The organism is Aquimarina sp. EL_43, from assembly GCF_943422735.1.
GTDB classification, from domain to species: domain Bacteria; phylum Bacteroidota; class Bacteroidia; order Flavobacteriales; family Flavobacteriaceae; genus Aquimarina; species Aquimarina megaterium.
In genome coordinates this window covers 3,281,133-3,307,901 of the sequence record NZ_CALSBR010000001.1, presented here as the reverse complement: position 1 = coordinate 3,307,901, position 26,769 = coordinate 3,281,133, and the positions used below count along the sequence as shown (strand labels likewise).

Sequence of the window (26,769 nt, the reverse complement as noted above, 5' to 3'; positions counted from 1 at the left end):
TTTTTTAATTATTTGAGGGTTAAAAATACTATTTTTTCTAAAATATTACATTAATCCACGACCTACTTTGTTTAATTTACCATTTTCCTGGTATTCTTTAGAAATTTTATCTAAAATTCCATTGATAAAAATACTACTTTTAGGCGTACTATATTCTTTTGCAATTTCTAAATATTCGTTAATTGTTACTTTTACCGGTATTGACGGGAACTTTACAAACTCGCAAATGGCCATTTTTATGATCGCTTTATCCAATTCTGCAATACGATCTTGATCCCAGTTTGGTGTTTTACCATCAATTTCTTTTGTAAACTCTACACCATTAAGCGTTGTTTTTCTAAAAATATCAGTTGCAAATTTCTTATCCTCTATATCCTTATACAGCTTAGGTAATGTCATTTGCTCATCATGAGATGATTTAACTTTTCTAAGCATTTTGATAATCGATGTATTTACCAATGGTAAATCATCAACCCACGTTAGCTTTTTATCTTCGATATATTCATAAAGTTTATCATTGGGAGCTATAATCTCTTTGAAAACATCGAGTACAAAATCTTTATCTTCTCTAAAAGAGCTAAGTTTAGTACTCATATAATCTGTATACAGCTCACTTTCTTTAATCTCTTTCCATAATATAGCCACATACTCATCATCTAATTCCCAGCAATTCAATTTTTTCTTCTCAATTTCTGTTTTGAGTTGAATATTTTTCTCTAGCAATAACAGAACTTCGTTATTGATAAATTTGGTATTAGGATTTTTTTCTTCGGAGGTAGCAAGGTATTTTTTTTGACTTTTTGCCAAAAACTCAGCTGCATGTTTTCTAATTTCTACCAGAAGCTGAAGATTTATAATAAATAATTCATACATCTGATCAATACTATAAAGAAGGAATTTCTCTTCTTTACCAAGATTGTCACTTTGCGTCTGCTCCATCGAATAGAGAGACTGCATTACTTTTACTCTAATATGTCTTCTGGTTAACATAGAAAATTACAAAGAACTTTATATTAAAAAAGGGCAAAAGTATGTTTTAACTTTTGCCCTGCAAAAATACTATTATTTTTAATCGTACCTACCTTAAAACTTCTTTTTTTATGAGGTAATTGTATTTTAAAATTTTATCGGTTTTTCTTTAATTCACTTTTCTTGTGTTACAAAACCGTCTTTAATTTTTTTGAGGTATGATTACATTTCCTTTTTTCGTGCTGCAATTCTATCTTCTGCTATACTAATTGCTGCTTCATTTGTAGTCACATTGGTTGCTTTTGCTTTGTTTAAAATATCTAAAGTAGTATCATAAATCTTCTCGGTTTTGGCTATAATTTGATCTCTGCCATATCCTTCGATCTCTGCATATACATTGATAATACCTCCTGCATTAATCAAAAAATCTGGAGCATACACGATTCCTTTCTTTTGTAATAAAGGACCATGAATATTTTCGTTAGCTAATTGATTATTTGCCGCTCCGGCAATCACTTTTACTTTTAATTTATCAATTGTTTTATCATTAACAGTTGCGCCAAGAGCACAAGGAGCATAAATATCTGCAGTTTCTGCATATAGATCATCTCCTCTATAAATATCAACACCATACTTAGTACTTACTGCTTCGAGTCTTTCTTGGTTGATATCACTAATTATTACTTTTGCTCCTTCTTCAGAGGTTAAACGCACCAATTCTTCTCCTACATGTCCAATTCCCTGAACCAAAATTCGTTTTCCTTCTAATGCATCATTTCCATAGGCAAATTTACTAGCTGCTTTCATTCCCATATACACACCATAAGCTGTAACCGGAGAAGGGTTCCCTGCTCCTCCTTTTGATTCGGATATTCCTGTTACATAAGGAGTGACTTCTCTTACGGTATCCATATCAGAAGTTTCCATACCTACATCTTCTGCAGTATAGTACTTACCACCTAGTGTATGCACAAATTTACCAAAGCGTTTCATTAGCTCTGGTGTTTTTATTTTTTTAGGATCTCCGATAATTACTGCTTTCCCTCCTCCAAGATTCAAACCTGTAATAGCAGCTTTATACGTCATTCCTCGTGATAACCTCAATACATCATTAAGTGCATCCCACTCTGTTGCATAGTCATACATTCTAGTCCCACCTAAAGCTGGTCCTAAAATTGTGTTATGTACACCAATTATTGCCTTCAATCCTGTATCTTTGTCCTGACAAAAAACAACTTGTTCGTGATTATCAAAAGATAGTTGACCAAATACTGGAGCTTCTTTTTTAAGTTGATTTGCAGTAAACACTTCGGTTATCATGTTATAAAATTTTTAAATATTACAATTATATTATACTCAAAATAAGGGTGCTAAAATAGCATATTTTTATCAATTTGAAATTTAACACTGTTAAACTTTACGGATTTATTAATAAATTCACTTATAAATATTAATCTTTTATGCGCGCATTACGCCATTTGAACAAATACTTTTTAAAATATAAATACCGACTTATCATTGGATTGGTAATTACTATAATCGCAAGAGTTTTTGCTACAATAGTTCCTACATTAGTTGGTGACTCTGTAGATGTTGTAGAACAATATATTAATAAAGAGATTACTGATATTGCCGAGGTAAAAAGCGGACTTATCATAAATATTCTTCTTATTGCAGGGGCATTACTTATTTCGGCATTATTTACTTTTTTAATGCGTCAGACTTTTATTGTAGTTTCTCGATTTATTGAGTTTGATCTTAAAAATGAGGTTTTTCAACATTATGAAAAACTATCTCTTAATTTTTATAAGAAAAACAGAACAGGTGATCTTATGAATCGCATTAGCGAAGATGTATCTCGAGTTAGAATGTATGTTGGTCCCGCAATTATGTATAGTGTAAACACTATTACTCTATTTGTTGTGGTGATAGGATATATGATTAGTATAGCTCCTGAGCTTACTTTATATACTGTTACTCCTTTACCCATATTATCGGTTTCTATTTATAAATTAAGTGTTGCGATTCATAAACGTAGTACTGTAGTGCAAGAGTTTTTATCTAAACTAACCACTTTTACTCAAGAATCCTTTAGTGGTATTTCTGTAATCAAAGCATACGGTCTGGAATCTCCCACCCAGAAAAGTTTTACCGAATTATCTGATAAGAGTAAGGATAAGAATCTTGATCTGGCCAAAGTACAAGCATTGTTTTTCCCCCTAATGGTTTTACTGATCGGTTTTAGTAATATTCTAGTCATTTATATTGGAGGAAAGCAATTTATCGATGGTACGATACAAGATCTAGGTGTAATTGTAGAATTTATCATTTTTGTTAATATGCTTACCTGGCCTGTAGCCACAGTTGGATGGGTTAGTTCTATCGTTCAGCAAGCAGAAGCCTCTCAAGTAAGAATTAATGAATTTCTTAGTCAGGAACCAGAAATCACTAATACAGTAACTCAAAAAACACCAATTACTGGAAATATTAATTTTGACAATGTTTCTTTTACCTATGATGATACTAATATCACTGCCCTAAAAAATATTAGTTTTGAAGTTAAAAATGGAGAAACAATAGGTATTATAGGAAAAACCGGTTCTGGAAAATCAACAATATTAGATTTAATAGGCAGGCTATACGATGTTTCGTCGGGTGAAATACGAATAGATGGAGTTCCTCTAAAAAACCTCAATTTAACCGATTTAAGAGAGAGTATTGGTTATGTTCCTCAAGATGCATTTTTATTTAGTGATAGTATACAAAACAATATAAAATTTGGCAATGAGAATGCGACAGATGATCAAGTATATGAAGCTGCCAAAAATGCAGTAGTACATAAAAACATAATAGGTTTTAGTAAAGGGTATGATACTGTTTTAGGAGAGCGTGGGATCACATTATCCGGAGGTCAAAAACAGCGTGTTTCTATAGCAAGAGCAATACTTAAAAATCCTCCTGTACTCCTTTTTGACGATTGTTTATCTGCTGTTGATACCGAAACAGAAGAAGAAATCCTTAACAATCTTCACAAAATTTCTAAGAATAAGACAACTTTTATAGTAAGTCATAGGGTATCTACTGCAAAAAATGCAAATAAAATTATTGTCTTAGAAGATGGCGAAATAATCCAACAAGGCTCTCATAATCAACTAATAAGCACCGAAGGATATTATAAAGATCTCTATTTAAAACAACTTAGTGAAAAAGAAATTTGAGTTTTTTTTGTGAGGTTAACAATTTTTTTGGATTTTTGAAACCATCATAACATATTAATTAATTAATAAATACGGATTATGAGTGATAATGAAATGATGGATAAAGAAGAAATTTTCTCAAAAGTTTTACGAGCAGGAAGAAGAACATATTTCTTTGACGTAAGAGCTACAAAAGCAGGAGATTATTATCTAACAATAACAGAAAGTAAAAAGTTTACCAATGATGATGGATCTTTTCACTATAAGAAACATAAGATCTACCTTTACAAAGAAGATTTTGTTGGTTTTACAGAGATCTTAAATGAAATGACTCACTTCATTGTCGATGAAAAAGGAGAAGAAGTAATAAGTGAACGTCATCAAAAAGACTTTCAGAAATCATATGAAAAAGATGGAGTTGAAAATAAAGTTACTGAAGAAGTTTCTGCATCAACAGAAAGCTTTACAGATGTAAGTTTTGACGATATCTAGACAATAATACGACTTTAAGTTAAAGTTATGTAAACCGCTTCATTCACTGAAGCGGTTTTTTTTATATTCACCCATCAAAAATAATTACAAAAAAATAAAACGTATGAAACATATTTTTACTGTTTTTTTTGCACTATTAAACTTTGTCTCTTTTTCTCAAGATGATTTATCTTTAGAATATTACCTTCCAAAAAATGTTACATACAATCCTGATATTCCTACTCCGCAAAGTGTACTTGGTTATGTCCCGGGAAAATGGCATGTAACCCATGATAAACTTGTAAATTATATGCAGGTTCTTGCCAAAGCATCTTCAAGAATAACAATTGAAGATAGAGGAAAAACTTTTGAAGATCGCCCAATACTATTACTTACGATAACCTCAGAAAAAAATCACCAAAACCTTCAGGAAATACAAAAAAAGCATGTAGAACTTACCCAAAATGGCTCTACTGCAATACATATAGAAGATCTACCAGCAATTGTATATCAAGGATTTTCTATTCACGGTAACGAACCTAGTGGTTCTAATGCATCATTAGTTGCGGCATACTATCTTGCTGCTGCACAGGGACAAGAAATAGATAATCTTTTAGACAATGTTGTTATTTTATTCGATCCCTCATTGAATCCTGATGGCTTACAGCGTTTTGCTTACTGGGCTAATACCAATAAAAGTAAAAATATTAGTACCGATCCTCAAGATCGAGAATACAGTGAAGTATGGCCGGGAGGAAGAACAAATCATTATTGGTTCGATATGAATCGTGATTGGTTACCAGTACAATTACCAGAATCCAGAGCTCGTATCAAGACTTTTCATAAATGGTACCCCAATATTCTTACCGATCATCATGAAATGGGATCTAATAGTACTTTCTTTTTTCAACCAGGAATTCAATCACGAACACATCCTTTAACTCCTAAATTAAATCAAGAACTCACCAAAAAAATTGGTAATTATCACGCTAAAGCATTAGACAATATTGGTTCACTATATTATACCGAAGAGAATTTCGACGACTTTTATTATGGTAAAGGATCTACTTTCCCTGATATTAATGGTAGTATTGGTATTTTATTTGAACAAGGTAGTTCGCGTGGTCATGCTCAGCAAACCGATAATGGGCTACTCACTTTTCCTTTTACAATAAGAAATCAATTTACCGCAACACTTTCTACATTAGAAGCTGCAAAATCAATGCGTAAAGAGTTATTAGAATATAAACGAAGTTTTTACAATAATGCAAGAAAGGAAGTAACTAAAGATGCTTATATTTTTGGTAACGAAAAAGATGCAGCTTCATCTTATCATCTTGCCGAAATCCTTAAGAGACATCAAATCAAATTATACGAACTTAAACAAGATATAGCCATTAAGGGTAATTTTTTCAAAAAAGAGTATAGCTATATTGTTCCTAAGAACCAGCGACAAAAAAGGTTATTAAAAGCTATTTTTGAAAAAAGAACAGCATTTCAAGACAGTCTCTTTTATGATGTTTCTGCCTGGACATTTCCTTTGGCCTTTAATCTGGACTATTCTGACAATGCAGCTATTTCTAATATAGGTAGCGAAATATCAGACCTCACGTATCGCAAAATCAATCCGGTTAATAAAAGTGATTATGCATACCTGATACAATGGCATGAGTATTACACTCCAAAAGCTTTATATCAAATCCTAGCTAATGGATTGCGAGCCAAAGTTGGGATGAAACCTTTTTCTTTAGAAAACAATGATTATGACTATGGTACAATTTTAATACCGGTTCAGAATCAAAAATTAAATAAAGAAGAGCTTCATAAATTGTTACAAAAAATAGCTGCAGAGAATCATATCGATATCACTGGTGTTTCTACAGGACTGACAAAGGGGATTGATCTGGGAAGTAATCAATTTCGTGCTTTATCACTTCCAAGAATAGGATTGTTTACAGGTAGTGGAATCACACCTTATGATGCTGGAGAAATCTGGCATTTAATGGATCAACGTTATGATATTCCTATCACAAAATTAGAAACACGTAATTTTAACAGAATCACTTTATCAAAATACACACATATTGTATTACCAAATAGCTGGAGACAGTCTTTTGACAAAGAAAAAGCAAAAAAATTAAAAACTTGGGTTCGTAATGGCGGGACACTAATTGGATATAGAAATGCTGCCCAGTTTTTTAAGAATAACGAATTCATGAAAATCGAATTTGCTACTCCAAAAAATGATGCAAAAAACATATCCTTTGAACAAAGACAAGATTTTAATGGTGCACAAGTAATTGGTGGAGCTATTTTTGAAGCCGAAATAGATCGTTCTCATCCTATTAATTTTGGATATAAAAACAATACGATTTCACTATTTAGAAATACAAAATTATTTATTAAACCAGATAAGCAGAGTTATAACAATCCTATTCGATATACAAAAAAACCATTGTTAAGTGGATATATTAGTAAAAAGAACTTGGATTCTCTATCAGGAACAGTCCCTTTTAAACATAATGATTTCGGAAAAGGAAATATAATCTTGTTTACCGACAATACTAATTTTAGAGCTTTTTGGTATGGAACGAATAAATTACTAATGAATGCTATTTTCTTTAGTGATGAAATGTAAGACGTATTAAGTGAACTACTCATCTTGATTTTTTTTGCACCGTAGCTTATACCCTATAAAAAGGGTATCGTTAAGGATTAAAAGCCTTATGTTTTTACAAACAGAAAAAATCAAGATGAGTTCAATGTTTAAAATTGTAAATTACAGTTGTAACTAAGGTCTGTTTTTGTAGACTTATATGGTATAATATTGTAATTTTGGAACCTTTCAAAAAAAGAAAATCATGGCTCGTACTCCTTCTAACATGTTACCTCTTGGTACTATTGCACCCGATTTTACACTTGTAGACGCTGTTACCAATGACAAGTATTCTCTTAACGATGTAAAAGGCGAAAAAGGAACTGTGGTTATGTTTATCTGTAATCATTGCCCTTTTGTGATTCATGTTAACGAAGAAATAGTACGTATCGCTAATGACTATCGGGTTCAGGGATTTGGTTTTGTGGCTATTAGCAGTAATGATATTGAAAAATACCCTCAGGATGCTCCTAAAGAAATGTGGAAAACTGCTCAAAAAAACAACTATACATTTCCATATCTATTTGATGAAACCCAGGATATTGCTAAAATATATGATGCTGCCTGCACTCCTGATTTTTACTTATTTGATTCAGAGTCAAAACTTATTTATCGAGGACAACTAGATGATTCTCGACCTGGAAACGGAATTCCTGTAAATGGCCGCGATCTTCGTCAGGCGCTTGATGCAGTACTTCGCAATGCCAAAGTTTCTGAAGAACAAAAACCAAGTATTGGTTGTAATATTAAGTGGAAAGAATAGATATAACTTATAAAAATTGCTACAATATCGTAGTTTCAAGATATGCAAGAAGTAGTTTTTAAAGAATGCTCTACTAAAGATATTAGAGAGTTGAGTAAAATAAGTCAACAATTCTACCCCGAACATTATGCCCATATTTGGGAAAATAATGATCCCAGTTATTATGTAAATCTAAGTTTCAATCAAAAAGCTTTTGAAGAAGATTTTAAAACAGATACCATTGTTTATTTTTTAATTCAAAAAGCAAATACATCTTTAGGATTACTAAAAATAAAAAAGCAGGAAGCCATCAAAGGGTTTGATGCTTCTATAACATTACAACTAGAAAAAATATATCTTTTAAAATCAGTCACTGGTTTAGGCATCGGTAAAAAGGGGATTGAGTTTGTTAAAAATTATGCTATTAATCTAGGTAAGAAAATAGTTTGGCTAGATGTAATGAGTACCAGTCCCGCACTATCTTTTTATAAAAATATAGGATTTGATACTGTTTCTTTTTATGACCTAGAGTATCCTGGTCTAAAAGATGAACATAGGGAGATGCAAAGAATGGTATTATCTCTTTAAATTAGAGCTGAGCAATAATTTGCAAATGTGCAAAATGATGATTACCATGCCATGCATAGATACCAATATCTTCGCCCAACGAAATTGATATATCTCCTTCTGGATGTATAAACTCTTTTTCGAGATCATGAGCAGATAAACCTTTTAAGAAGTATACCCATTTAGCATGTAAAGCTTTTATCAAGTCTAGGGATAAATGAATTGGTGCAGACTTGGTATCAAATAATTCGGCCCATAATTGCTCATCATAGGCCTTAATCATGGGTTTATTTTCTGTTAATGCCCACTTAAATCGAATATATCCATTATGATGACTATCATGAATATGATGTATTACTTGCCTGGCGGTCCATCCACCAGGACGATATTGTGTTTCTAACTGTTGTTCACTAAATGTGGAAACCAGATTTAATAATTTCGTCGGTAACTCTTCTACATCATATATCCATCTTTGGATATGATCCGAAGTTATAATTTTTGGACATTCAAATTTTCCTATAGGATATCTTAAATCCATAGTTTAAAAAATCATTCTACTTTAGCATAAACAAATTCTTCTTTAGAGAAAAGATCTGTTAATGTAAGCATATTATCGTTTAAGTCATTGATTTTATATCTATAAATACGATCATCCATTGGAAAAAAACAAACCAATACGCCTCCATCTTCTATTCTGGTTTTTAAACGATTTGCAAATTTTCCGTTATAAAAATTAAATCGTATTGTTCCTTCAAAAATCAAATAATCATCTGTATTCTGAATAAAAAGCCATTTTCCCTGCAGTGCTTCATATGTATCTCTATTATAGAATTTGTTATCCAATAGCGCTTTCATTTTATACGCATATTTGATAAACTCTTCTTCGGGCTCCATATCATCCATAGGTTGGCCGATTTCTTTTTTTTCTAGCTCTTCATCATTTTTAAAATAATGCTTCGACTCATACTTAGTAAAAGCACTAGAATAGTCCATAATTCGTTGACCATTCTCGTTTTTTGTTTCTAAATAAGGGCGTTGTTTGTAGTTTACATGAATAAGTTGGTCATTCCAAAAATAAAATACCGTTACAACATCTGCTGTTCTGGTACCAACTTTTCTAACAATCTTTTTGAGTCGTTCATGCTCATAATATCCGTTTAGTTCTGCGCCATGATCAGCCATCTTATCAAGAAACTCTTCTGGATCTAAGAAAAAAGTTTCAAATTCTATATAACCATCTATCATCTCTATTTGATCATTGATGTTTACTAGAATGTCTGCCTTTTCTTGACCGAGAGCAAGATGAATATTACACAGAATCAAAAAAGTAATAAGTCCTTGTTTCATATCTAGGGGGTATGCAATTTGGGTTAAAATATAAATAAAAGAGGATTTAAACCTCCTAATACATTTTTTTAACAAAATGATTTTAAAAAAATCGCAATGTTAAAAATAATAAAAAACTATGTTAAAAAAAATACAATTCATTAAAAATAAAGCTTTTAATATAAAAAAACACTAGGGATATAATAATTTATGCTTTCATTATTCTCACATTATTATCAAATCATAAATATGAGGGGTCTATTTTTATGTACCAGATAAAACAAGTAATAAAAAAAGTCCCTGTGTTAGGGACTTTTTTAAATTTTGTATGTAATGAACTAAAGTTATTTCACTTCTACCAACTCAACATCAAAAATAAGTGTTGCATTAGGTGGAATAACTCCTCCGGCACCTCGGTCTCCGTATCCAAGGTATGGTGGAATCACAAATCTTGCTTTATCTCCTACTTGTAACAGTGCAATCCCTTCATCCCATCCAGAAATTACCTGTCCCATTCCTAACGGAAAGTCAATAGGCTGATTACGTTTATATGAAGAATCAAATACTGTGCCATCAGTCAGACTCCCTTTGTAATGCACAGAAACAGTCTTTCCCTTTTCTGCTTTTGCCCCATCTCCTTTTTGAATAATCTTATACCTTAAACCGCTATCGGTTTTTTCAAATCCCGCAGCAATTTCTTCTAATAAATCTTCGGCTTTTTTTCTGGCTGCGGCTTCTCTTTCTGCTTTAGCTCCATTAAAACTTCTAAAAGTCTCAACAGCATTAAAACTTTCGGCTTCTGCTCCTACCCTCTGTATCTCTACAGATTCGATTTCATCACCTTGTTCTATTGTATTTACAACTTCTAATCCTTCTACTACTTTACCAAAAACAGTATGTTTTCCATCTAACCAAGATGTTTCTACATGAGTAATAAAAAACTGGCTTCCGTTTGTCCCTGGACCAGCATTAGCCATAGATAATACTCCCGGGCCATCATGCTTTAAATCTGAGTGAATCTCGTCATCAAATTGATATCCTGGTCCACCTGCTCCAGTTCCTTGAGGATCTCCTCCCTGAATCATAAAATCTGCAATCACTCTATGAAATTTTAGACCATTATAATATGGTTTTCCTTGAGGAATAGCCTGATTATCTATATTACCTTCTGCCAGGCCAACAAAATTACCTACTGTTCCTGGTGTTTTTTTATATTCTAGATTTACTAATATACTTCCTTTTGAAGTATTAAATTTTGCGTATAATCCGTCTTGCATGACAGTCTTTTATTTAAGTTTAAACAAGTTGCAAAGATAGGAAATTGTAGGTGGTTTATTATAATATTTTGTGTTCTTAAAAAGCAAATGGCATTAAGTTTTAGAAAAATTAATAAATTAGTACGGTTCTAACAATATTCTTAGCTTAAATTTAAATGAATATTTATAATCATAATCTCTGATCATCCTGAATAACGTCAATATTTTTGAACACAACGTCACATTAAATCATAATATAACATAAAAACAAGGTAACATTTTACATTATTACTACATTATATAGTAAACACATTTAGTAACAATATTTGTATCCCCTTATATCTATTAAACAAAACCAAAAACGGAATATCAAGTTAATAACATACTCTAAGTCTAAGAACAATTCAAAGTAACAAATCAATAAAAAACCTTTTCTTTTGACGCAAAACCATATTTTTTTAAAAGAAAGTTCCAACACCTCCAAAATACTAGTTCATATTGGGAATGAGCATATTGCAATGAATATAAATGACATTATTAAATGTGAGGCAGATGGCAACTATAGTCTTTTTACAGCATCCAACAAATCAACTTATTTAGTTTCGAAATCTTTAAAATATTACGAAGGCTTATTATCTAAAAAAGGATTCTTTAGAGCAAATAGATCAACATTGATTAATATTAACCAAATTCACTCTATATACAAAAAAGAAGCTATCACTCTGAGTAATAAAGAAAGAATAGTTGTTTCTATACGTAATAGACCAAAGTTAATAGAATTAATAAAAAGTCTTTCATAAATTGATGTAGAATAATTTTTTTACATACATAGAGCTCTTTAAGTTATTTTCTAAAACACTCGATATCGAAAACTTAAGCCAGAATCTAAATCAAATAACTGAAAATAAAAAGACCGCCTAAATATTTTTAGACAGCCTCTTATCAAATGATTAATACCTTCTTACCTAATCACTTTCACTACTACAAAATAAAGTAACAGGATAGAGGTTTTATTATGCACAAGGGTCAACAGACATACAACCTGCAGGAACTCCGGGAATACCTATACAATAAGAAAGTTCTAAAGTAGGAACAGTAGGACGAGAATCTCTACCTCCAATTATTTTTGAACTATTCAATTTAGAAATCGTTTTTTTGTTTAAATTTAAATTAGATAACTTCTTTTTTTTCATGATTAAAAATTTTAATTGTTATTGAATAAATAAGTATTCTTCATAAATACTTTTACTTGCTTCTACTTATCAAAAATGGTATGGATCTATTTTAAGATACCAGACATACCACGAGCTAAACTGAGATTATAGCTCTACGTACCTGTGATTTTATCTACTACCCGACAGCTTTTTAATTCTGTTTTCATCTTTTATTGATAAGTACTGCAGGTGTCTCAATAATTCCAACAAGAAATCAATATAATGAGATTTTAATTTTTTTGATTTTGTGTTTTTTAACTGTTTCTCCAATTTATTTATGCTATTCAAAATTTAGCATATAGTTTAAAAAAAGTTAATACCTCAATGCTTTAATTTTTCAGATACAATAGATGATTTAATTTATTTCTCACAAACTGATTACACTTATATCGTATAAAAAATAAAATCTTATATAAATATATGGTTAGTAAATAAAAACCAAATTAACATATTGGCGAGTGTAGTAGATTAATTGATAAACGTTAACAAAATTAGTTTTAACGATTCATTTAAATTTTGAAATAAGTATTTTTCAGTTAGTCTTCGAGATTTTTTATAAATAAACTGATTTTGGAGTAAGGCAGTAAAAAAGGCTTTGGAGTAACTCCAAAGCCTTTTTTTATATTGTATATCATATTCTAATTAGCCACTTCACTAATAAATTTGATGCGATATAGGCGCAATTCTTCATCATCATAATCCCCATCAAATTCTTCTATTGCTGTATCTATTTTATCATTTTCGGCTTCAATAAAATATTCATGAATTTCTTCTTGTTGGTCTTCATCAAGGATTTCATCTATCCAATAGGCAATATTAAGTTTTGTACCACTGTATACAATTGCTTCCATTTCTTTAATAAAGGTAGGCATATCCATCCCTTTTGCAGCAGCAATATCATCTAATGGTAATTTACGATCTACATTTTGTATGATATATAATTTAAGACCACTATTCGCTCCCGTACTCTTTACTACAAAGTCATCGGGTCGCATAATATCATTTTCTTCTACATATTCTGCAATAAGCGCTACAAATGCAGGCCCGTATTTTTTAGCCTTACCTTCACCTACACCATGAACATTTGCTAATTCTTCTACAGTGACAGGATATTTAAGTGCCATATCATCTATAGAAGGATCCTGAAAAACCACAAATGGAGGGACTCCTAGTTTCTTGGAAACTGTTTTTCTCAAATTTCGTAGCATTCCGACTAACTTCTCATCGCTACCACCTTTAGCTCCAGATTTTGCTGCAGTTATTATAGAATCATCATTAGTTTCATCATATATATGATCCTCGGTCATCATAAAGCTAACCGGGTTATCAATAAAACTTTTTCCTTCTGCAGTAATCCTAATCACTCCATAAGTCTCGATATCCTTACGTAAATACCCTTGTACTAATACCTGGCGTGCAAGAGCCATCCAGTATTTATCATCTCGTTCTTTACCACTTCCAAAGAAATCTTGTTGATGCGTTCTATGCGAAATAATTAAGGCATTGCTCTTACCAATAAGTGTATTAACCAGATCTTTAGACTTATAAATCTCTCCTGTTTTATTAACTACTTCGAGTAGTAACTTTACTTCATCTTTGGCTTCGTGCTTTTTCTTCGGGTTACGCACATTGTCATCCATATCAGCGCCATCACCATTTACATCATCAAACTCTTCACCAAAATAATGTAATATAAATTTACGTCTGGATATAGAGGTTTCTGCAAATGCTACTATTTCTTGTAACAAAGCGTGACCTATCTCCTGTTCGGCAACAGGTTTACCGCTCATAAATTTTTCTAACTTTTCTATATCTTTATACGCATAGTATGCCAAACAATGTCCTTCACCGCCATCTCGGCCGGCACGTCCTGTTTCCTGATAATAGCTCTCTATACTTTTAGGCATATCATGATGGATCACAAAACGTACATCGGGTTTATCGATTCCCATCCCGAAAGCAATCGTAGCAACCACTACATCTACATCTTCCATCAAAAACATATCCTGATGTTTAGCTCTGGTCTTGGCGTCTAATCCTGCATGATAAGGAACAGCTTTTACGCCATTAACTTCTAATGTCTGCGCCAGCTCTTCTACTCTTTTTCTACTAAGACAATATATAATTCCACTTTTACCACTATTCTGTTTCACAAAACGGGTTATATCTGCATCTACATTTTTTGTTTTAGGGCGTATTTCATAAAACAAATTAGGGCGATTAAAAGATGCTTTAAATGTTTTAGCATCACTCATCCCTAAATTTTTAAGAATATCTTCCTGTACTTTTGGAGTTGCAGTTGCGGTAAGTCCTATAATAGGAATATCTTCTCCTATTCTTTTAATAATATTACGCAGATTTCTGTATTCGGGTCTAAAATCATGTCCCCATTCACTAATACAATGCGCTTCGTCTACAGCTAAAAAAGAAATTTCCTGAGATTTTAAAAAATCTACATACTCTTCTTTAGTAAGTGATTCTGGTGCAACATACAATAACTTGGTGACCCCATTAATTATATCTTCTTTTACCCTTTTTACTTCGGATTTATTAAGAGAAGAATTAAGTACATGGGCAATACCCTCTACTGATGAAATACTTCGAATAGCATCCACTTGATTTTTCATTAATGCGATCAGGGGTGAAACCACGATAGCGGTCCCTTTACACATTAAAGCGGGCAGTTGATAACATAGGGATTTACCCCCGCCTGTAGGCATGATTACAAATGTATTTTGTTTTTCCAAAATACTCTGTATTACCTTTTCCTGTAGTCCTCTAAATTGACTAAACCCAAAATGTTTTTTTAAAGCACTTTGCAAGTCAGTTTCATTCAAACTCATTAAATCATTTAACTTTTATATACCAATTAAATAAAGATTCACTAACACTAAATCTATTTCCCCAAATACAGACTTAGTGGATGTTTCGTTTTTAATTTTAGTATGCCAAAGATAAACAAAGCATAAATTAATACGCTTTTTTTTATCACTATTTAAAATTAATAAGGTATTGTATACCTTTGCGTAAATTAAAGATAGTAAAATCTTTATTTATAACACGAAAATTTTTTAAATTTTGAACACCCAGGACACTATAATTTCATATGCTAAAAAAACTGTTGCCGAGGAAGCTCGTGCAATTGCCCACCTAGAAGAGCTCATTGATAAAGAATTTTCTGATGCTGTAGAAACGATACATAACTCAAAAGGTAGAGTTATTATTACCGGTATAGGCAAAAGTGCTATTATTGCCACCAAAATTGTTGCTACAATGAATTCTACAGGTACCCCTGCAGTTTTTATGCATGCTGCCGATGCCATTCATGGTGATTTAGGAAATATTCTCGAAGATGATGTTGTTATTTGTATTTCTAAAAGTGGGAATACTCCAGAAATAAAAGTTCTGGTTCCCTTGATTAAAAACTTTAAAAATCCTTTAATTGGTATTACAGCTAATAAAGAGTCTTTTTTAGGTCAGGAAGCTGATTACGTATTGCATGCCTATGTAGAAAAAGAAGCATGCCCTAATAATCTAGCCCCTACAACAAGTACCACTGCACAACTGGTTATAGGAGATGCACTCGCAGTATGCTTATTGCACCTGCAAGGGTTTTCTAGTAGGGATTTTGCCAAATATCATCCAGGAGGTGCATTGGGGAAAAAACTATACCTTCGAGTAAGCGATATCACATCTCGAAACGAAAAACCTGAAGTATCTCCAGAGTCTAATATAAACAATGTAATTGTTGAAATGACAGAAAAAAGATTAGGAGCTACCGCAGTTACAGAAAACGGGGCTATTCTTGGTATTATAACTGATGGAGACTTACGTAGAATGTTAACAAAAGGAACTACTTCTTTTGAAGGTTTGACTGCTAACGACATTATGTCTCCTAACCCCAAACGTATTGATAATGATGCTATGGCGGTAGATGCTTTAGAGAAATTAGAGGAAAACTCAATAACTCAATTACTAGCAGAAAAGGATGGCAAATATGTGGGGTTACTACACATTCATGATTTAATGAGAGAAGGTATTTTATAATGGCTGACAACACTACTCAAAAAGATCCTCAGTCTATGTCTTTTCTAGATCATCTAGAAGAGTTACGCTGGCATTTAATTCGGGCTACTGTTGCAGTACTCATTGCAGGAATCATAGCTTTTATATCAAAAGAATTCATCTTCGATGTTATAATTTTTGGTCCAAAAAAACCAGATTTCCCTACTTATAATGGTCTCTGTAATCTATCTAAACTTCTAGGCTTAGATGAAAGTTTATGCTTTAAAGAATTACCTTTTAGCGTACAGAGCAGAAAAGTAGCAGGTCAATTTTCTGTTCATATCTGGACCTCAATAACAGCGGGTTTTATTATAGCATTTCCTTATGTACTATATGAATTCTGGAAATTTATTTCTCCCGCGTTGTATGATAAAGAGAAAAAGAATTCTAAAGGATTTATTATTATCTGTTCCTGTTTATTTTTCTTGGGAGTACTTTTTGGATACTACGTAATTACGCCATTATCCATTAATTTCTTAGGAGGTTATCAAGTGAGTAAAGAGGTCCTTAACGAATTTGATATTGATAGCTATATAGCACTGGTAAGGGCTTCTGTAATCGCCTGTGGTCTAATATTCGAACTTCCTGTTATTATGTTTTTCCTTACCAAAGTAGGGTTAGTTACTCCTGAGTTCTTAAAAAAATACAGAAAATTTGCTTTAGTAATTGTATTAATACTTTCTGCCGTAATTACGCCACCTGATATTGCTAGTCAGGTTATTGTTGCTATTCCGGTTTTAATATTATACGAGGTAAGTATTTTTATATCTAAAGCCGTTATAAAAAAAGAAAAGAAAAAATTACAAAAAACAATCTAAATGAGTGATATAGTTGACGAATTCAACAGTTACAGAGAGAAAATGAATTCTCGTATTCTGGAGGACAATAATAAAATAATTAAGAGAATCTTTAACCTGGATACTAATGCCTATATGGAAGGTGCTCTAAATGTAAAAACTAAAGAATTATTAGGGTTGGTAGCTTCTGTAGTGCTGCGCTGTGACGATTGTGTACGCTATCATCTTGAAACTTGTCATAAAGAAGGGTTAACCAAAGAAGAAGTGGTCGAATCTCTTAGTATTGCTACCCTGGTAGGAGGTACTATCGTTATCCCTCATTTACGTCGCGCTTATGAGTTTTGGGACGCCCTTGAAGCAAAAGCTTCTTAAGTATGTAGCAGTTAAAAAGAATAATGTAAATTTACCAGCTCATTTTAGCAACACCCCCGATATAAAGAAGTCATTCTGATATGAAGTTAAAAGCAGATAATCTTATAAAATCATATAAAGGTAGAAAAGTAGTAAAAGGAATCTCTCTGGAAGTGAATCAAGGAGAAATTGTTGGACTTCTGGGACCAAATGGTGCTGGTAAAACAACCTCTTTTTATATGATTGTTGGTTTGGTAAAACCTAATGGAGGGAAAATTTCATTAGACAATATCGACATCACCAAATACCCAATGTATAAGCGTGCCCAAAATGGTATCGGTTATTTAGCTCAGGAAGCTTCTGTGTTTAGAAAATTAAGTATCGAAGATAATATCTTAAGTGTACTTCAGCTCACCAAACTTTCTAAAAAAGAGCAATTGCATAAAATGGAAGCGCTTATCGAAGAGTTTGGCTTAGGACATATCCGTAAAAATCGTGGTGATCTCCTAAGTGGTGGTGAGCGTCGTCGTACAGAGATCGCAAGAGCACTCGCTACAGATCCTAATTTTATCCTTTTAGACGAACCCTTTGCCGGGGTAGATCCAGTAGCCGTAGAAGATATACAACGTATTGTTGCCCAGTTAAAAGATAAAAACATCGGTATTCTGATTACAGATCATAACGTACAGGAAACTCTTGCGATAACAGATAGAACCTATTTGATGTTTGAAGGAAGTATTCTAAAAGCTGGTATTCCCGAAGAATTGGCCGAAGATGAAATGGTACGTAAAGTTTATCTGGGGCAAAATTTCGAGCTTAGAAAAAAGAAATTGAACTTTTAATGATAATACCGGTATTTGGTTTTTGAATCTTATCGTAAAAAATACTGATCAAAAACTATTCTTCGGTCGGCTTTTTTTCTTTGAAAAATAAAGACATCAAAATATAAAGTAATATCACACAAGGTATTGCTATAAATTTTAAGAGTACAATTAAAATAACGGTAAGTATTATAAAAATATAACGAATCTTATTTTCTGCAAACCTCCAATTCTTAAATTTTAAAGCAAATAAAGGAATCTCTGCATTAAGCAAATAACAACTTAGTATAGTTAACCCTATCAAAAACCATTTATTAAGGATAATTTCTAAAATCCAGGGTTCTTGTTGAAACTTGAGTATTAATGGCAAACTAACAATTAGTAATGTATTTGCTGGTGTTGGCAAGCCAATAAATGAAGTAGTTTGACGGGTATCTATATTAAATTTAGCTAATCGATATGCAGAAGCCAAGGTTATCAATAAACCCAGTAAGGATACATAAGACATATCAAAACTCGCTAAAACCTGTTCAGAATTCCAAGAACCAGGAGTTACATAAAATGGTTTCCCAAAAACTTGAGACAACAATTGATACATCACAATACCAGGTGCGACCCCGCTGGTAACCATATCTGCCAAAGAATCAAGTTGCAACCCTAATTCACTCTTAACATCTAATATTCTCGCTGCAAAACCATCAAAAAAATCAAATCCTATACCTAGCATTACAAACAATGCAGTAAATTCTAATTGCCCCAAAACAGCAAAAATAACAGCAATACATCCACAAAAAAGGTTGAGAAGTGTAATGAAGTTTGGAATTTGTCTTTTAATAAACATGAAGTCTGATTTTGTGTAAAAATAGTAAACTTAATGGATACTTTATCTGATAATGGTTTCTAACCAAAAAAGAATTATTCTGCTAGTTACAAATCGTAGATTATAATCAAATTACTATCATAGTATCCTATCATTTTTTCAAATAAAATAAGTCATAACAACCTAATTAAATTTATTTAGAATTAGCTTTCCAAAAATGATTATTTACTACAAAAAAGCACTGATATCTTTATAAAAAAACATCAGTGCTTCATATCAGCGTTTAACTTTTTTGAAAAGAAGAAAAATAATCAGTCTTCTTTATTAACTATTAATCATTTATATATTGCAATATTTTATATACTGCTCAAACACCATACACAGTCCTAATCCGCTACCTCCAGGTCTACAACACCCCATTGATCCAGGGCAATCCTGATGAGAATAGCATGCTGGGTGTCCCCCTCCTCCATTAATTTGTTTTTGTTGTGTTTTGGTTAAAATTTTACCTAAGTTTAAAATGTGATTTTTCATGATATAGGTTTTAAGATTATTTTTTTACGACAAACATTTTAAGACACTCATCGTTTGTGTCTATTCTGTATAAAAAACATTATTCCTAATTCAAACAATACAAAAGCTGTAAAAAACATTTTATATTTTTATATTTTGAATAAAACAATAGTAACCGATTATTTTCTTCCAAATCCGTAATAAAAAAGAGTAAACCCACTATTAACAACACTATATCAAAATGGATTCTAGCCCTCTGTTTATCCAAAGTTAGGTTGAGGGGTTGGGGTAATAAAACACAACTAATATAATATATCTTATTGAAAAAAAGTAATTTATATTTACATATAACTTTTTATCACATACTTAGAAAAACTTTAGTACGTTCTTGAAAAAAAGCTGAGTTGCTTTTTAATAAAAAGCAACTGCAGCCAAGTTATCAATAACCTACAGTAATATGAACTTTAAAACAATGATTGTTTACTTTTAAACATATAATTGTAGAATTAATTATACATTCTACCTATCTCCAGGTTCATGCATACATACGTCTGTACATATTGGTCCCATAAAAATATAACATGGATCTCCTAGAGTACATAAATATGGGGCAATACCTCCGTTAATTGATTTTTGTTCTGCTTTACTTAAAGCTTTTCCTAAATTCAAAATTGATTTTTTCATTTTAGAATGATTTAATAATTAACAACATTTAAGATAATTGATATCAGAAGCCGATGATCCATATTTACAAGTTGATTCGTTCCACCCTAATTCTTCGCAAGAGGCTTCCATCTTTCCACCATTAATAGTTTTTTGTTTAGCTTTATTTATAACTTTTCCTAAATTTAAAATTGATTTTTTCATAATTTAAATATTCAATATTTACAGTTGTGATGAACATTTTAAGACACTCACCATGTGTGTCTATTCCTCGCGAGAGAATATTTTTATATTCAAAGCTCATTTTAGAGCTTTGTTTGTTTATGATACTGTTTGCATTCTTTTTTAGGAGTCATCGACTGATATGTTTTTTCATCAAGATCTTTGATAAAGAAAATCAAATCTGATAGGTCATCCTCTTTTTGAATATGATTGCCCATTTACTAATATTTATGGAATAAAATTGAGAGTATTTTTTTTACACATCAGATATATTATTGCTCTAATTGAAGCCTTTACTTTTCTTTTTCCTGACAGTGATCCCAATGCACAAAACAAGTATTAACAACCGAATCAAATATAGTATAAAGGCTAGTAGAAATACAAGGGAATTAGCCATATACCCCTAAAAACGAGGTATGAATTTATAAATTTTGACCGCTATAAATTTTACAAATATCAAGCTGTCAAAACATAAAAAACCTAGAAAAGAAATTAAAAAAGTAACTCTATACTCTTCAAAATAAAATATAGTTTTAAGCAATGAATTTCGTAAACATCACATTGCAAAGAATTATATCAAATCGCCAGTTTAAGCATTTAAAAGATTATCTATTACTAAACGTTACAAAAAAGAAACATTCAATTATATTAATTGTAACTAAATAAGTTTAATTTCGTTATTAATAAGGAAGCTTTTTTTATGAGAAACATCATATTGTGTATTATTTCAGGCCTTTTACTCGCCATTAGCTGGCCGACCTATGGTTTTCCTTTATTTTTATTCTTTGGATTTGTTCCACTTTTGATTGCAGAATATAGCATTCGCAAAAATAAATACAGTAAAAGCCAGATTTTTGCCTTTGCTTTTCTTACCTTTTTTATTTGGAATATAATTACCACCTGGTGGATCTATAATTCTACTGCGTTTGGTATGTGGTTTGCAGAAATTGTAAATAGCCTTGTGATGACTTTGGTATTTTTGATTTATCATATTGTTGCCAAAAGAACCACATTTACGATTAGTAGTATATTTCTGGTTTGCTTTTGGATGACTTTTGAATATACACACTTACAATGGGAGTTTTCCTGGCCCTGGCTTAATCTGGGTAATGGATTTGCAAGCTTTACCTCCTGGGTACAATGGTATGAATACACAGGAACTTTTGGTGGTACGCTTTGGATCTGGGTCATTAACATTAGTATTTTTAAAAGTATACTGCTTTTTAAAGAACATAAGGATAAAGCTATTCTATACAGATCTGCAATTAGTAATGGATTGATTATTCTAATACCTATTATAATATCATTTATTATTCTAAAAACGTATAAAGAAGAAGGTAGCGATATCGAAGTGGTTATTCTACAACCAAACATAAATCCCTATACCGAAAAATATAACACCACAGATACCCGAATAGGTAAATTATTAGACTCATTAACAAATACAGTTGCTACTTCAAAAACAGATTTTATTATTGCTCCAGAAACTGTTTTTGCAGATAACAATAGGCTTACCAATTTCTCTATTTCTATTGCCAAAAAAACAGCACAACATATACTTAACCAATATCCTAATGCAAATGTATTATCAGGAATATCATTAATAGATGTATTTAATGATCCTGGTAAAATTCGCAAACAAACGAACACTTATAAAGAAGGTATTTATTATGATGACTATAATTCTGCATTTTTTGTTCGCCCCGACGGCACTGATGAGTTATATCACAAAAGCAAACTAGTTGTTGGTGTAGAAAATTTTCCATATCAAAGTGTTTTAAAACCTATTTTGGGTGATGCTATGATTGATCTTGGCGGAACAGTCGCCAAGAAAACTACGCAAGAAGATAGAGAAGTATTTTTCTCTAAAGATAGTATTGGAGTAGGAACTTTAATCTGTTATGAGAGTATATATGGAGAATTTGCCACAGGGTATATTAGAAATAAGGCTAACTTTCTGGCAATTATTACTAATGATGCCTGGTGGGGTAATACTCAAGGGCATAGACAACACTTATCTTATGCTAGACTAAGAGCTATTGAAACCAGAAGAAGCATTGCCCGAAGTGCTAATACCGGAATTTCTGCTATTATTAACCAAACAGGAAATATCGTAGCAAAATTAGATTACGAAAAACAAGGAGCATTAAAAGGAACCCTTGTTACAAATGATAAAATCACATTCTATGTAAAAGCAGGAAATTACCTGGCTAGAGTTTCTATATTTTTATCGATTTTTATATTTCTTTTTTCTATAACCCGACGAAAAAGAAAAATGTCTTTACCCTCCTAACAAATAGAACTTAGTTATTTACTCTATATGTTCGTTGTCTATTGGTAATCACAGAGCAACTTATTCTTAATCTAGTTACTCCAGATATCTGTAGAGGTATATCACCTGGCATACCACCATATTCTACAATATAACCTTGTGATTCGTAAGCTCCTCCTGCGGTTCCTCCAGCAATAGGTAAGTCGTTCCATGAATTAGGAATCCCTATACCTGGTGCAGTAATATGTGCATAATCTTCATTACCTGCATTATTGGGTTCACCATTATTCCAAAATGCAAATTCACCAGGAACAACAGACCCAGTTTGATTTCCTGTCCAAAAAAGAGTTCCTGCTTCTGGCCCGGTAACCCATGTCCATTGTCCTTCTGCAGCTTCGTCATTTGCTCCTATCCACCCATTACCTGTGATCTGTGATCCAGCAAAAGCAGCTTCAGCAGCACTAGTTAATGTAGCCAAATACCCTTGTAATCCAAAATATGTTCTCGTAGCAGCATCATCTCTTGCATCATCCCAACGAATCCCCGTATCTGATACGAATTCATAAAAATGTCCCGTCTCAGGCAGGAATAGCGCATTCCCTATCACTATAGAAAATTCTTTTAATTCGGGAGGACTAGATGCGTTTGCTGAATATACTACAGCCAAAATTGCTGCCTCAAACTCGGCAAATGTTGCTGGGCCAGTAAGAAATAGTCTCCCTTCGGTTGCATTCCAAGAACTTGTTATATTAGGGTGACTACCAGTTAATGTTAACAAATCTTGCCCATTAACATACCCTGATGATATTTGTATTGAAATCTCATCGGCAGTTGTATCATCAGGATCAGTAATAGTAACCGATTGTACTACTGGTCTAGAATTGGTAGGGCTAGGACAAAAATGCTGATCACCACTAACTACAATTGTAGGAGGTTGATTAACAGTTACCGCAGTTAAGATCTGAACATTATCGATAAAAACTCTGTCATTATTAGCATCCCAGTTGTTCCCAACATTATCAAAACGAATTGTCGTAGTAGCAGAAATATATGCTGAAATATCTACACTATAAAAACCAGATTGAGTACCTCCAAATGTTGCTAGAGTAGTAAAATTAGTTCCATCACTAGATGCTCTAATAGCTAGCTCCTCTCCTGCTTCGAGGCTAGATGTTTCCCAATTAAAAGAAAGTGTAGCACTTGTTGCTCCAGATAAATTTGCCGTTCTGCTTATAGTCTCAGACCATATCCATCTAAATCTAAGTCGATTACCATTAATACTCATAAAACCACCAGCTGGGTCATTATTAAAATCAAAAGGTTCGATTTCATTCCAGTTTCCTGCCCAATTTAACGTACCATCATTGTTGGCATAAGATACAGATCCAAATTCGTCTCTATATGTTCCTTGAGCAAAGGATAACAAAGTAAAAAATAAAGCAAATAAATAAAGTAGTGTTTTTCTCATTTAGTAGGTAAAAAAAGTAATATATCAATGTTTAAAATAGTAATAACTTTAATACTAAGCATATAAAAATCTGTACAATAAGTGTGACATCAAAGAAGTAACATAACACTACCTCTCCCAAACTCTTATGTTTGCTATTTAAGAATTAAGCATAATCCAATACATATCTTGCCCATGTATTAACCTAGTAAAAAATGATTGTAGTGTGTAAATAATATCTGCAAGATATAAAAATTCCTATAACTCATATTTAAATTACTGTATCTCACAAAAAATACTCCAATAGATTTAATGAATTTATTTTGAATTACAACAACACATAATTCTCTTATTTTAATCAATAACAATACAATTAAAATTAACCGCTATAAAACATTAATACTGTAATAAATCTTCTATTTATCGTTTCACAATACAGAAACTTCAAAACTTTGCTTCTTTGTAACTTATAAACCTTGTACCTTTGCAACTTTATAAAAAATTGTGAATTACGTATCAGTAGAAAATATCGCTAAAGGATTCGGAGAGCGTATCCTTTTTAAAAACATTTCTTTCGGAATCAACGAAGGGCAAAAAATTGGTTTTGTCGCCAAAAACGGAACTGGAAAAACTTCTCTCCTCGATATTGTTGCCGGTGATGAAGAACCTGATGAAGGCCAAGTTGTATATCGCAAAAATCTTAAAGTTGCTTTTTTGCCTCAGGAACCTAATTTGGATCCTGCTCTTACTATAGAACAAACTATTTTTGCCTCAGACAATGATATTCTTCAAGTAATTAACACTTATGAAAAAGCGTTGTTAAATCCCGACGATGTAGAAAGCTATCAGCAAGCATTTGAAAAAATGGATGCAATTAATGCTTGGGACTTTGAAACACAGTATAAACAAATACTTTTTAAACTTAAACTAGAGGATCTTAATAAAAAGGTAAGTGAATTATCTGGTGGACAAAAGAAACGATTAGCTCTTGCCAACATATTATTAAGCAAACCTAATCTATTATATCTTGATGAGCCTACTAACCATTTGGATTTAGAAATGATAGAATGGTTAGAAGAATATTTTGCCAAAGAAAATTTTACGTTATTCATGGTAACCCATGATCGTTATTTTCTAGAAAATGTATGTAATGAGATTATAGAATTAGAAAACGGTCAACTCTATAGTTACAAAGGTAATTATGCCTATTATTTGGCCAATAAAGAGGCTAGGATTGTAAATGAACAAATTACAACAGATAAAGCCAAGCAACTATACAAAAAAGAATTAGACTGGATGCGCCGACAACCAAAAGCGCGTACTACCAAATCCAAATCTAGAATTGATGATTTCTATGAAATTAAAGAACGCGCTCATAAACGTCGTAATGATCATGAAGTTCAACTCGAGATTAATATGGAACGTATGGGAAGTAAGATCCTCGAACTTCATAAAATCTCTAAACGTTTCGACAAACTTATCTTGTTAGACCAATTCGAATATGTTTTCAAAAAAGGAGAACGTATTGGTATCATTGGTAAAAACGGAACCGGTAAATCCACTTTTCTTAACATGATTACAGGTTCTATACCTCCTGATCATGGAAAAATTGTGATCGGCGATACTATAAAATTTGGATATTATACACAAAGTGGTATTACTATTAAAGAAGGTCAAAAAGTTATCGATGTGATTCGAGAATTTGGAGATTATATTCCTTTAAAAAAGGGAAGACAAATTTCTGCACAACAACTGCTTGAACGCTTTTTATTTGACCGAAAAAAGCAATATGATTTTGTAGAAAAATTAAGTGGGGGCGAGCGTAAAAGATTATACCTATGTACCGTTTTAATCCAGAATCCTAATTTTTTAATTCTTGATGAGCCCACCAACGATTTAGATATTGTAACTCTTAATGTGCTTGAAAATTTCTTATTAGATTTTCCGGGATGTTTGATTGTAGTATCTCATGATCGTTATTTTATGGATAAGATCGTAGATCACTTATTTGTGTTTAGAGGTAATGGTGTTATTCAGGATTTTCCTGGTAATTACACAGACTATCGTATTTATGAAGATAGTAAAGAACCCGAAGTAAAAACACCAGATGCAACAGAAACAAAAGTTAAAAACACCTGGAAAAAAGACAATAAAACTGCTCTTTCTTATAATGAGCAAAAAGAATTCAATAAGATTGAACGAGAGCTTAAAAAATTAGAGCTGCAAAAAAAAGAAATCGAAAACCTTTTTGCCGAAGGTAATCTAGACGAAGAAAGTATAAATACCGAGTCCAAAAAACTTCAGAAAATCATTCAGGAAATTGAAGAAAATGAAATGCGATGGTTTGAACTTTCTGAAAAAATGGAAGAATGATATGGTTAACAAATAGTGTTAGATTTT

24 protein-coding genes are annotated in these 26,769 nt (G+C 32.1%); 12 read left to right on the top strand and 12 right to left on the bottom strand.

From position 1 onward, the window contains the following. Positions 1-45 precede the first annotated feature (45 nt). Entirely contained in the window at positions 46-957 is a 912-nt protein-coding gene (nusB, locus tag NNL09_RS14045) for a transcription antitermination factor NusB (RefSeq protein WP_035096300.1), read from the bottom strand. A gap of 234 nt (positions 958-1,191) precedes the next feature. Further along, positions 1,192-2,289: a Glu/Leu/Phe/Val dehydrogenase gene (locus NNL09_RS14040; protein WP_196909603.1), complete on the bottom strand. Its 1,098-nt coding sequence runs from the start codon at positions 2,287-2,289 to the stop codon at positions 1,192-1,194. A gap of 140 nt (positions 2,290-2,429) precedes the next feature. On the opposite strand from NNL09_RS14040, the gene NNL09_RS14035 reads away from it, so the two are divergent. The 5 genes from NNL09_RS14035 (at position 2,430) to NNL09_RS14015 (ending at position 8,623) form a co-directional block, all read left to right on the top strand. Beyond that, positions 2,430-4,187: an ABC transporter ATP-binding protein gene (locus tag NNL09_RS14035; protein ID WP_025666013.1), complete on the top strand. Its 1,758-nt coding sequence runs from the start codon at positions 2,430-2,432 to the stop codon at positions 4,185-4,187. Positions 4,188-4,265: 78 nt separating this feature from the next. Next, positions 4,266-4,658, top strand: coding sequence for a PUR family DNA/RNA-binding protein (locus NNL09_RS14030; protein WP_196909602.1), 393 nt, complete (start codon positions 4,266-4,268; stop codon positions 4,656-4,658). Positions 4,659-4,761: 103 nt separating this feature from the next. Further along, entirely contained in the window at positions 4,762-7,275 is a 2,514-nt protein-coding gene (locus NNL09_RS14025) for a M14 family metallopeptidase (RefSeq protein WP_196909601.1), read from the top strand. 223 nt (positions 7,276-7,498) lie between these two features. Then, positions 7,499-8,056 (top strand): thioredoxin family protein, encoded by a 558-nt coding sequence (locus NNL09_RS14020; RefSeq protein ID WP_025666010.1) that lies wholly within the window; start codon positions 7,499-7,501, stop codon positions 8,054-8,056. Positions 8,057-8,098: 42 nt separating this feature from the next. Then, entirely contained in the window at positions 8,099-8,623 is a 525-nt protein-coding gene (locus NNL09_RS14015) for an N-acetyltransferase (protein ID WP_196909600.1), read from the top strand. 1 nt (position 8,624) lies between these two features. Here the strand turns inward: NNL09_RS14015 and NNL09_RS14010 are convergent, their stop codons facing one another. From NNL09_RS14010 to NNL09_RS14000, 3 genes are all read right to left on the bottom strand, one after another. Next, the gene (locus NNL09_RS14010) at positions 8,625-9,140 is read right to left on the bottom strand and encodes a YfiT family bacillithiol transferase (protein ID WP_035096298.1); all 516 of its coding nucleotides are present in this window, start codon (positions 9,138-9,140) and stop codon (positions 8,625-8,627) included. A gap of 11 nt (positions 9,141-9,151) precedes the next feature. Then, a complete protein-coding gene (locus NNL09_RS14005) occupies positions 9,152-9,949 on the bottom strand; it encodes a hypothetical protein (protein ID WP_025666009.1) in 798 nt (265 codons plus the stop codon). A 323-nt stretch (positions 9,950-10,272) separates the two neighbouring features. Further along, positions 10,273-11,205, bottom strand: a complete 933-nt coding sequence (locus NNL09_RS14000) for a peptidylprolyl isomerase (RefSeq protein ID WP_025666008.1) — start codon at positions 11,203-11,205, stop codon at positions 10,273-10,275. A gap of 416 nt (positions 11,206-11,621) precedes the next feature. Here NNL09_RS14000 and NNL09_RS13995 point away from each other — a divergent pair, with 416 nt between their 5' ends. Next, positions 11,622-11,984, top strand: a complete 363-nt coding sequence (locus tag NNL09_RS13995; RefSeq protein WP_196909599.1) for a LytTR family DNA-binding domain-containing protein — start codon at positions 11,622-11,624, stop codon at positions 11,982-11,984. A 213-nt stretch (positions 11,985-12,197) separates the two neighbouring features. Here NNL09_RS13995 and NNL09_RS13990 read toward each other — a convergent pair whose 3' ends face one another. Then, complete coding sequence (locus tag NNL09_RS13990) at positions 12,198-12,377, bottom strand: class I lanthipeptide (RefSeq protein WP_074408164.1); 180 nt, start codon at positions 12,375-12,377, stop codon at positions 12,198-12,200. A gap of 659 nt (positions 12,378-13,036) precedes the next feature. Next, complete coding sequence (locus tag NNL09_RS13985; protein ID WP_025666000.1) at positions 13,037-15,241, bottom strand: ATP-dependent DNA helicase RecQ; 2,205 nt, start codon at positions 15,239-15,241, stop codon at positions 13,037-13,039. A gap of 235 nt (positions 15,242-15,476) precedes the next feature. Here NNL09_RS13985 and NNL09_RS13980 point away from each other — a divergent pair, with 235 nt between their 5' ends. The 4 genes from NNL09_RS13980 to lptB all read left to right on the top strand — a co-directional run bounded on the left by NNL09_RS13980 (position 15,477) and on the right by lptB (position 18,453). Continuing rightward, entirely contained in the window at positions 15,477-16,445 is a 969-nt protein-coding gene (locus NNL09_RS13980) for an SIS domain-containing protein (RefSeq protein WP_025665999.1), read from the top strand. Continuing rightward, positions 16,445-17,281, top strand: coding sequence for a twin-arginine translocase subunit TatC (gene tatC, locus NNL09_RS13975; protein WP_196909598.1), 837 nt, complete (start codon positions 16,445-16,447; stop codon positions 17,279-17,281). Before NNL09_RS13980 ends, tatC begins: the two co-directional genes overlap by 1 nt. Continuing rightward, positions 17,282-17,632: a carboxymuconolactone decarboxylase family protein gene (locus NNL09_RS13970; protein ID WP_025665997.1), complete on the top strand. Its 351-nt coding sequence runs from the start codon at positions 17,282-17,284 to the stop codon at positions 17,630-17,632. It abuts the gene before it with no gap. A gap of 80 nt (positions 17,633-17,712) precedes the next feature. Beyond that, positions 17,713-18,453, top strand: coding sequence for an LPS export ABC transporter ATP-binding protein (lptB, locus tag NNL09_RS13965; RefSeq protein WP_025665996.1), 741 nt, complete (start codon positions 17,713-17,715; stop codon positions 18,451-18,453). A gap of 55 nt (positions 18,454-18,508) precedes the next feature. Here lptB and NNL09_RS13960 read toward each other — a convergent pair whose 3' ends face one another. From NNL09_RS13960 to NNL09_RS13945, 4 genes are all read right to left on the bottom strand, one after another. Then, positions 18,509-19,273 carry a phosphatidylcholine/phosphatidylserine synthase gene (locus tag NNL09_RS13960; RefSeq protein ID WP_196909597.1) on the bottom strand — a complete coding sequence of 255 codons (765 nt, stop codon included), beginning with the start codon at positions 19,271-19,273 and terminating at the stop codon, positions 18,509-18,511. 318 nt (positions 19,274-19,591) lie between these two features. After that, positions 19,592-19,786: a hypothetical protein gene (locus tag NNL09_RS13955; protein WP_025665994.1), complete on the bottom strand. Its 195-nt coding sequence runs from the start codon at positions 19,784-19,786 to the stop codon at positions 19,592-19,594. A gap of 498 nt (positions 19,787-20,284) precedes the next feature. Beyond that, entirely contained in the window at positions 20,285-20,449 is a 165-nt protein-coding gene (locus NNL09_RS13950; protein ID WP_160170109.1) for a hypothetical protein, read from the bottom strand. An 18-nt stretch (positions 20,450-20,467) separates the two neighbouring features. After that, positions 20,468-20,632: a hypothetical protein gene (locus tag NNL09_RS13945; RefSeq protein ID WP_160170108.1), complete on the bottom strand. Its 165-nt coding sequence runs from the start codon at positions 20,630-20,632 to the stop codon at positions 20,468-20,470. Positions 20,633-21,350: 718 nt separating this feature from the next. Here NNL09_RS13945 and lnt point away from each other — a divergent pair. After that, positions 21,351-22,943, top strand: coding sequence for an apolipoprotein N-acyltransferase (lnt, locus tag NNL09_RS13940; RefSeq protein ID WP_196909596.1), 1,593 nt, complete (start codon positions 21,351-21,353; stop codon positions 22,941-22,943). 10 nt (positions 22,944-22,953) lie between these two features. Here the strand turns inward: lnt and NNL09_RS13935 are convergent, their stop codons facing one another. Then, a complete protein-coding gene (locus NNL09_RS13935; protein ID WP_196909595.1) occupies positions 22,954-24,390 on the bottom strand; it encodes a C-type lectin domain-containing protein in 1,437 nt (478 codons plus the stop codon). A gap of 483 nt (positions 24,391-24,873) precedes the next feature. On the opposite strand from NNL09_RS13935, the gene NNL09_RS13930 reads away from it, so the two are divergent. Then, on the top strand, positions 24,874-26,742 hold the full coding sequence (locus tag NNL09_RS13930) for an ABC-F family ATP-binding cassette domain-containing protein (RefSeq protein ID WP_196909594.1): 1,869 nt from the start codon (positions 24,874-24,876) through the stop codon (positions 26,740-26,742). The last annotated feature ends 27 nt before the right edge of the window (positions 26,743-26,769 follow it).

Bases quoted from the DNA above. Each gene is read 5' to 3' on its own strand.
- NNL09_RS13960 (WP_196909597.1), bottom strand. From the start codon at position 19,273: ATGTTTATTAAAAGACAAATTCCAAACTTCATTACACTTCTCAACCTT.
- NNL09_RS14015 (WP_196909600.1), top strand. From the start codon at position 8,099: ATGCAAGAAGTAGTTTTTAAAGAATGCTCTACTAAAGATATTAGAGAG.
- lnt (WP_196909596.1), top strand. From the start codon at position 21,351: ATGAGAAACATCATATTGTGTATTATTTCAGGCCTTTTACTCGCCATT.
- NNL09_RS13970 (WP_025665997.1), top strand. From the start codon at position 17,282: ATGAGTGATATAGTTGACGAATTCAACAGTTACAGAGAGAAAATGAAT.
- NNL09_RS13935 (WP_196909595.1), bottom strand. From the start codon at position 24,390: ATGAGAAAAACACTACTTTATTTATTTGCTTTATTTTTTACTTTGTTA.
- NNL09_RS14040 (WP_196909603.1), bottom strand. From the start codon at position 2,289: ATGATAACCGAAGTGTTTACTGCAAATCAACTTAAAAAAGAAGCTCCA.
- NNL09_RS13985 (WP_025666000.1), bottom strand. From the start codon at position 15,241: ATGAGTTTGAATGAAACTGACTTGCAAAGTGCTTTAAAAAAACATTTT.
- NNL09_RS14035 (WP_025666013.1), top strand. From the start codon at position 2,430: ATGCGCGCATTACGCCATTTGAACAAATACTTTTTAAAATATAAATAC.
- nusB (WP_035096300.1), bottom strand. From the start codon at position 957: ATGCAGTCTCTCTATTCGATGGAGCAGACGCAAAGTGACAATCTTGGT.
- NNL09_RS13955 (WP_025665994.1), bottom strand. From the start codon at position 19,786: ATGAAAAATCACATTTTAAACTTAGGTAAAATTTTAACCAAAACACAA.
- NNL09_RS14010 (WP_035096298.1), bottom strand. From the start codon at position 9,140: ATGGATTTAAGATATCCTATAGGAAAATTTGAATGTCCAAAAATTATA.
- NNL09_RS13990 (WP_074408164.1), bottom strand. From the start codon at position 12,377: ATGAAAAAAAAGAAGTTATCTAATTTAAATTTAAACAAAAAAACGATT.
- NNL09_RS14025 (WP_196909601.1), top strand. From the start codon at position 4,762: ATGAAACATATTTTTACTGTTTTTTTTGCACTATTAAACTTTGTCTCT.
- NNL09_RS13950 (WP_160170109.1), bottom strand. From the start codon at position 20,449: ATGAAAAAATCAATTTTGAATTTAGGAAAAGCTTTAAGTAAAGCAGAA.
- NNL09_RS14000 (WP_025666008.1), bottom strand. From the start codon at position 11,205: ATGCAAGACGGATTATACGCAAAATTTAATACTTCAAAAGGAAGTATA.
- tatC (WP_196909598.1), top strand. From the start codon at position 16,445: ATGGCTGACAACACTACTCAAAAAGATCCTCAGTCTATGTCTTTTCTA.
- NNL09_RS14030 (WP_196909602.1), top strand. From the start codon at position 4,266: ATGAGTGATAATGAAATGATGGATAAAGAAGAAATTTTCTCAAAAGTT.
- NNL09_RS14005 (WP_025666009.1), bottom strand. From the start codon at position 9,949: ATGAAACAAGGACTTATTACTTTTTTGATTCTGTGTAATATTCATCTT.
- NNL09_RS14020 (WP_025666010.1), top strand. From the start codon at position 7,499: ATGGCTCGTACTCCTTCTAACATGTTACCTCTTGGTACTATTGCACCC.
- lptB (WP_025665996.1), top strand. From the start codon at position 17,713: ATGAAGTTAAAAGCAGATAATCTTATAAAATCATATAAAGGTAGAAAA.
- NNL09_RS13945 (WP_160170108.1), bottom strand. From the start codon at position 20,632: ATGAAAAAATCAATTTTAAATTTAGGAAAAGTTATAAATAAAGCTAAA.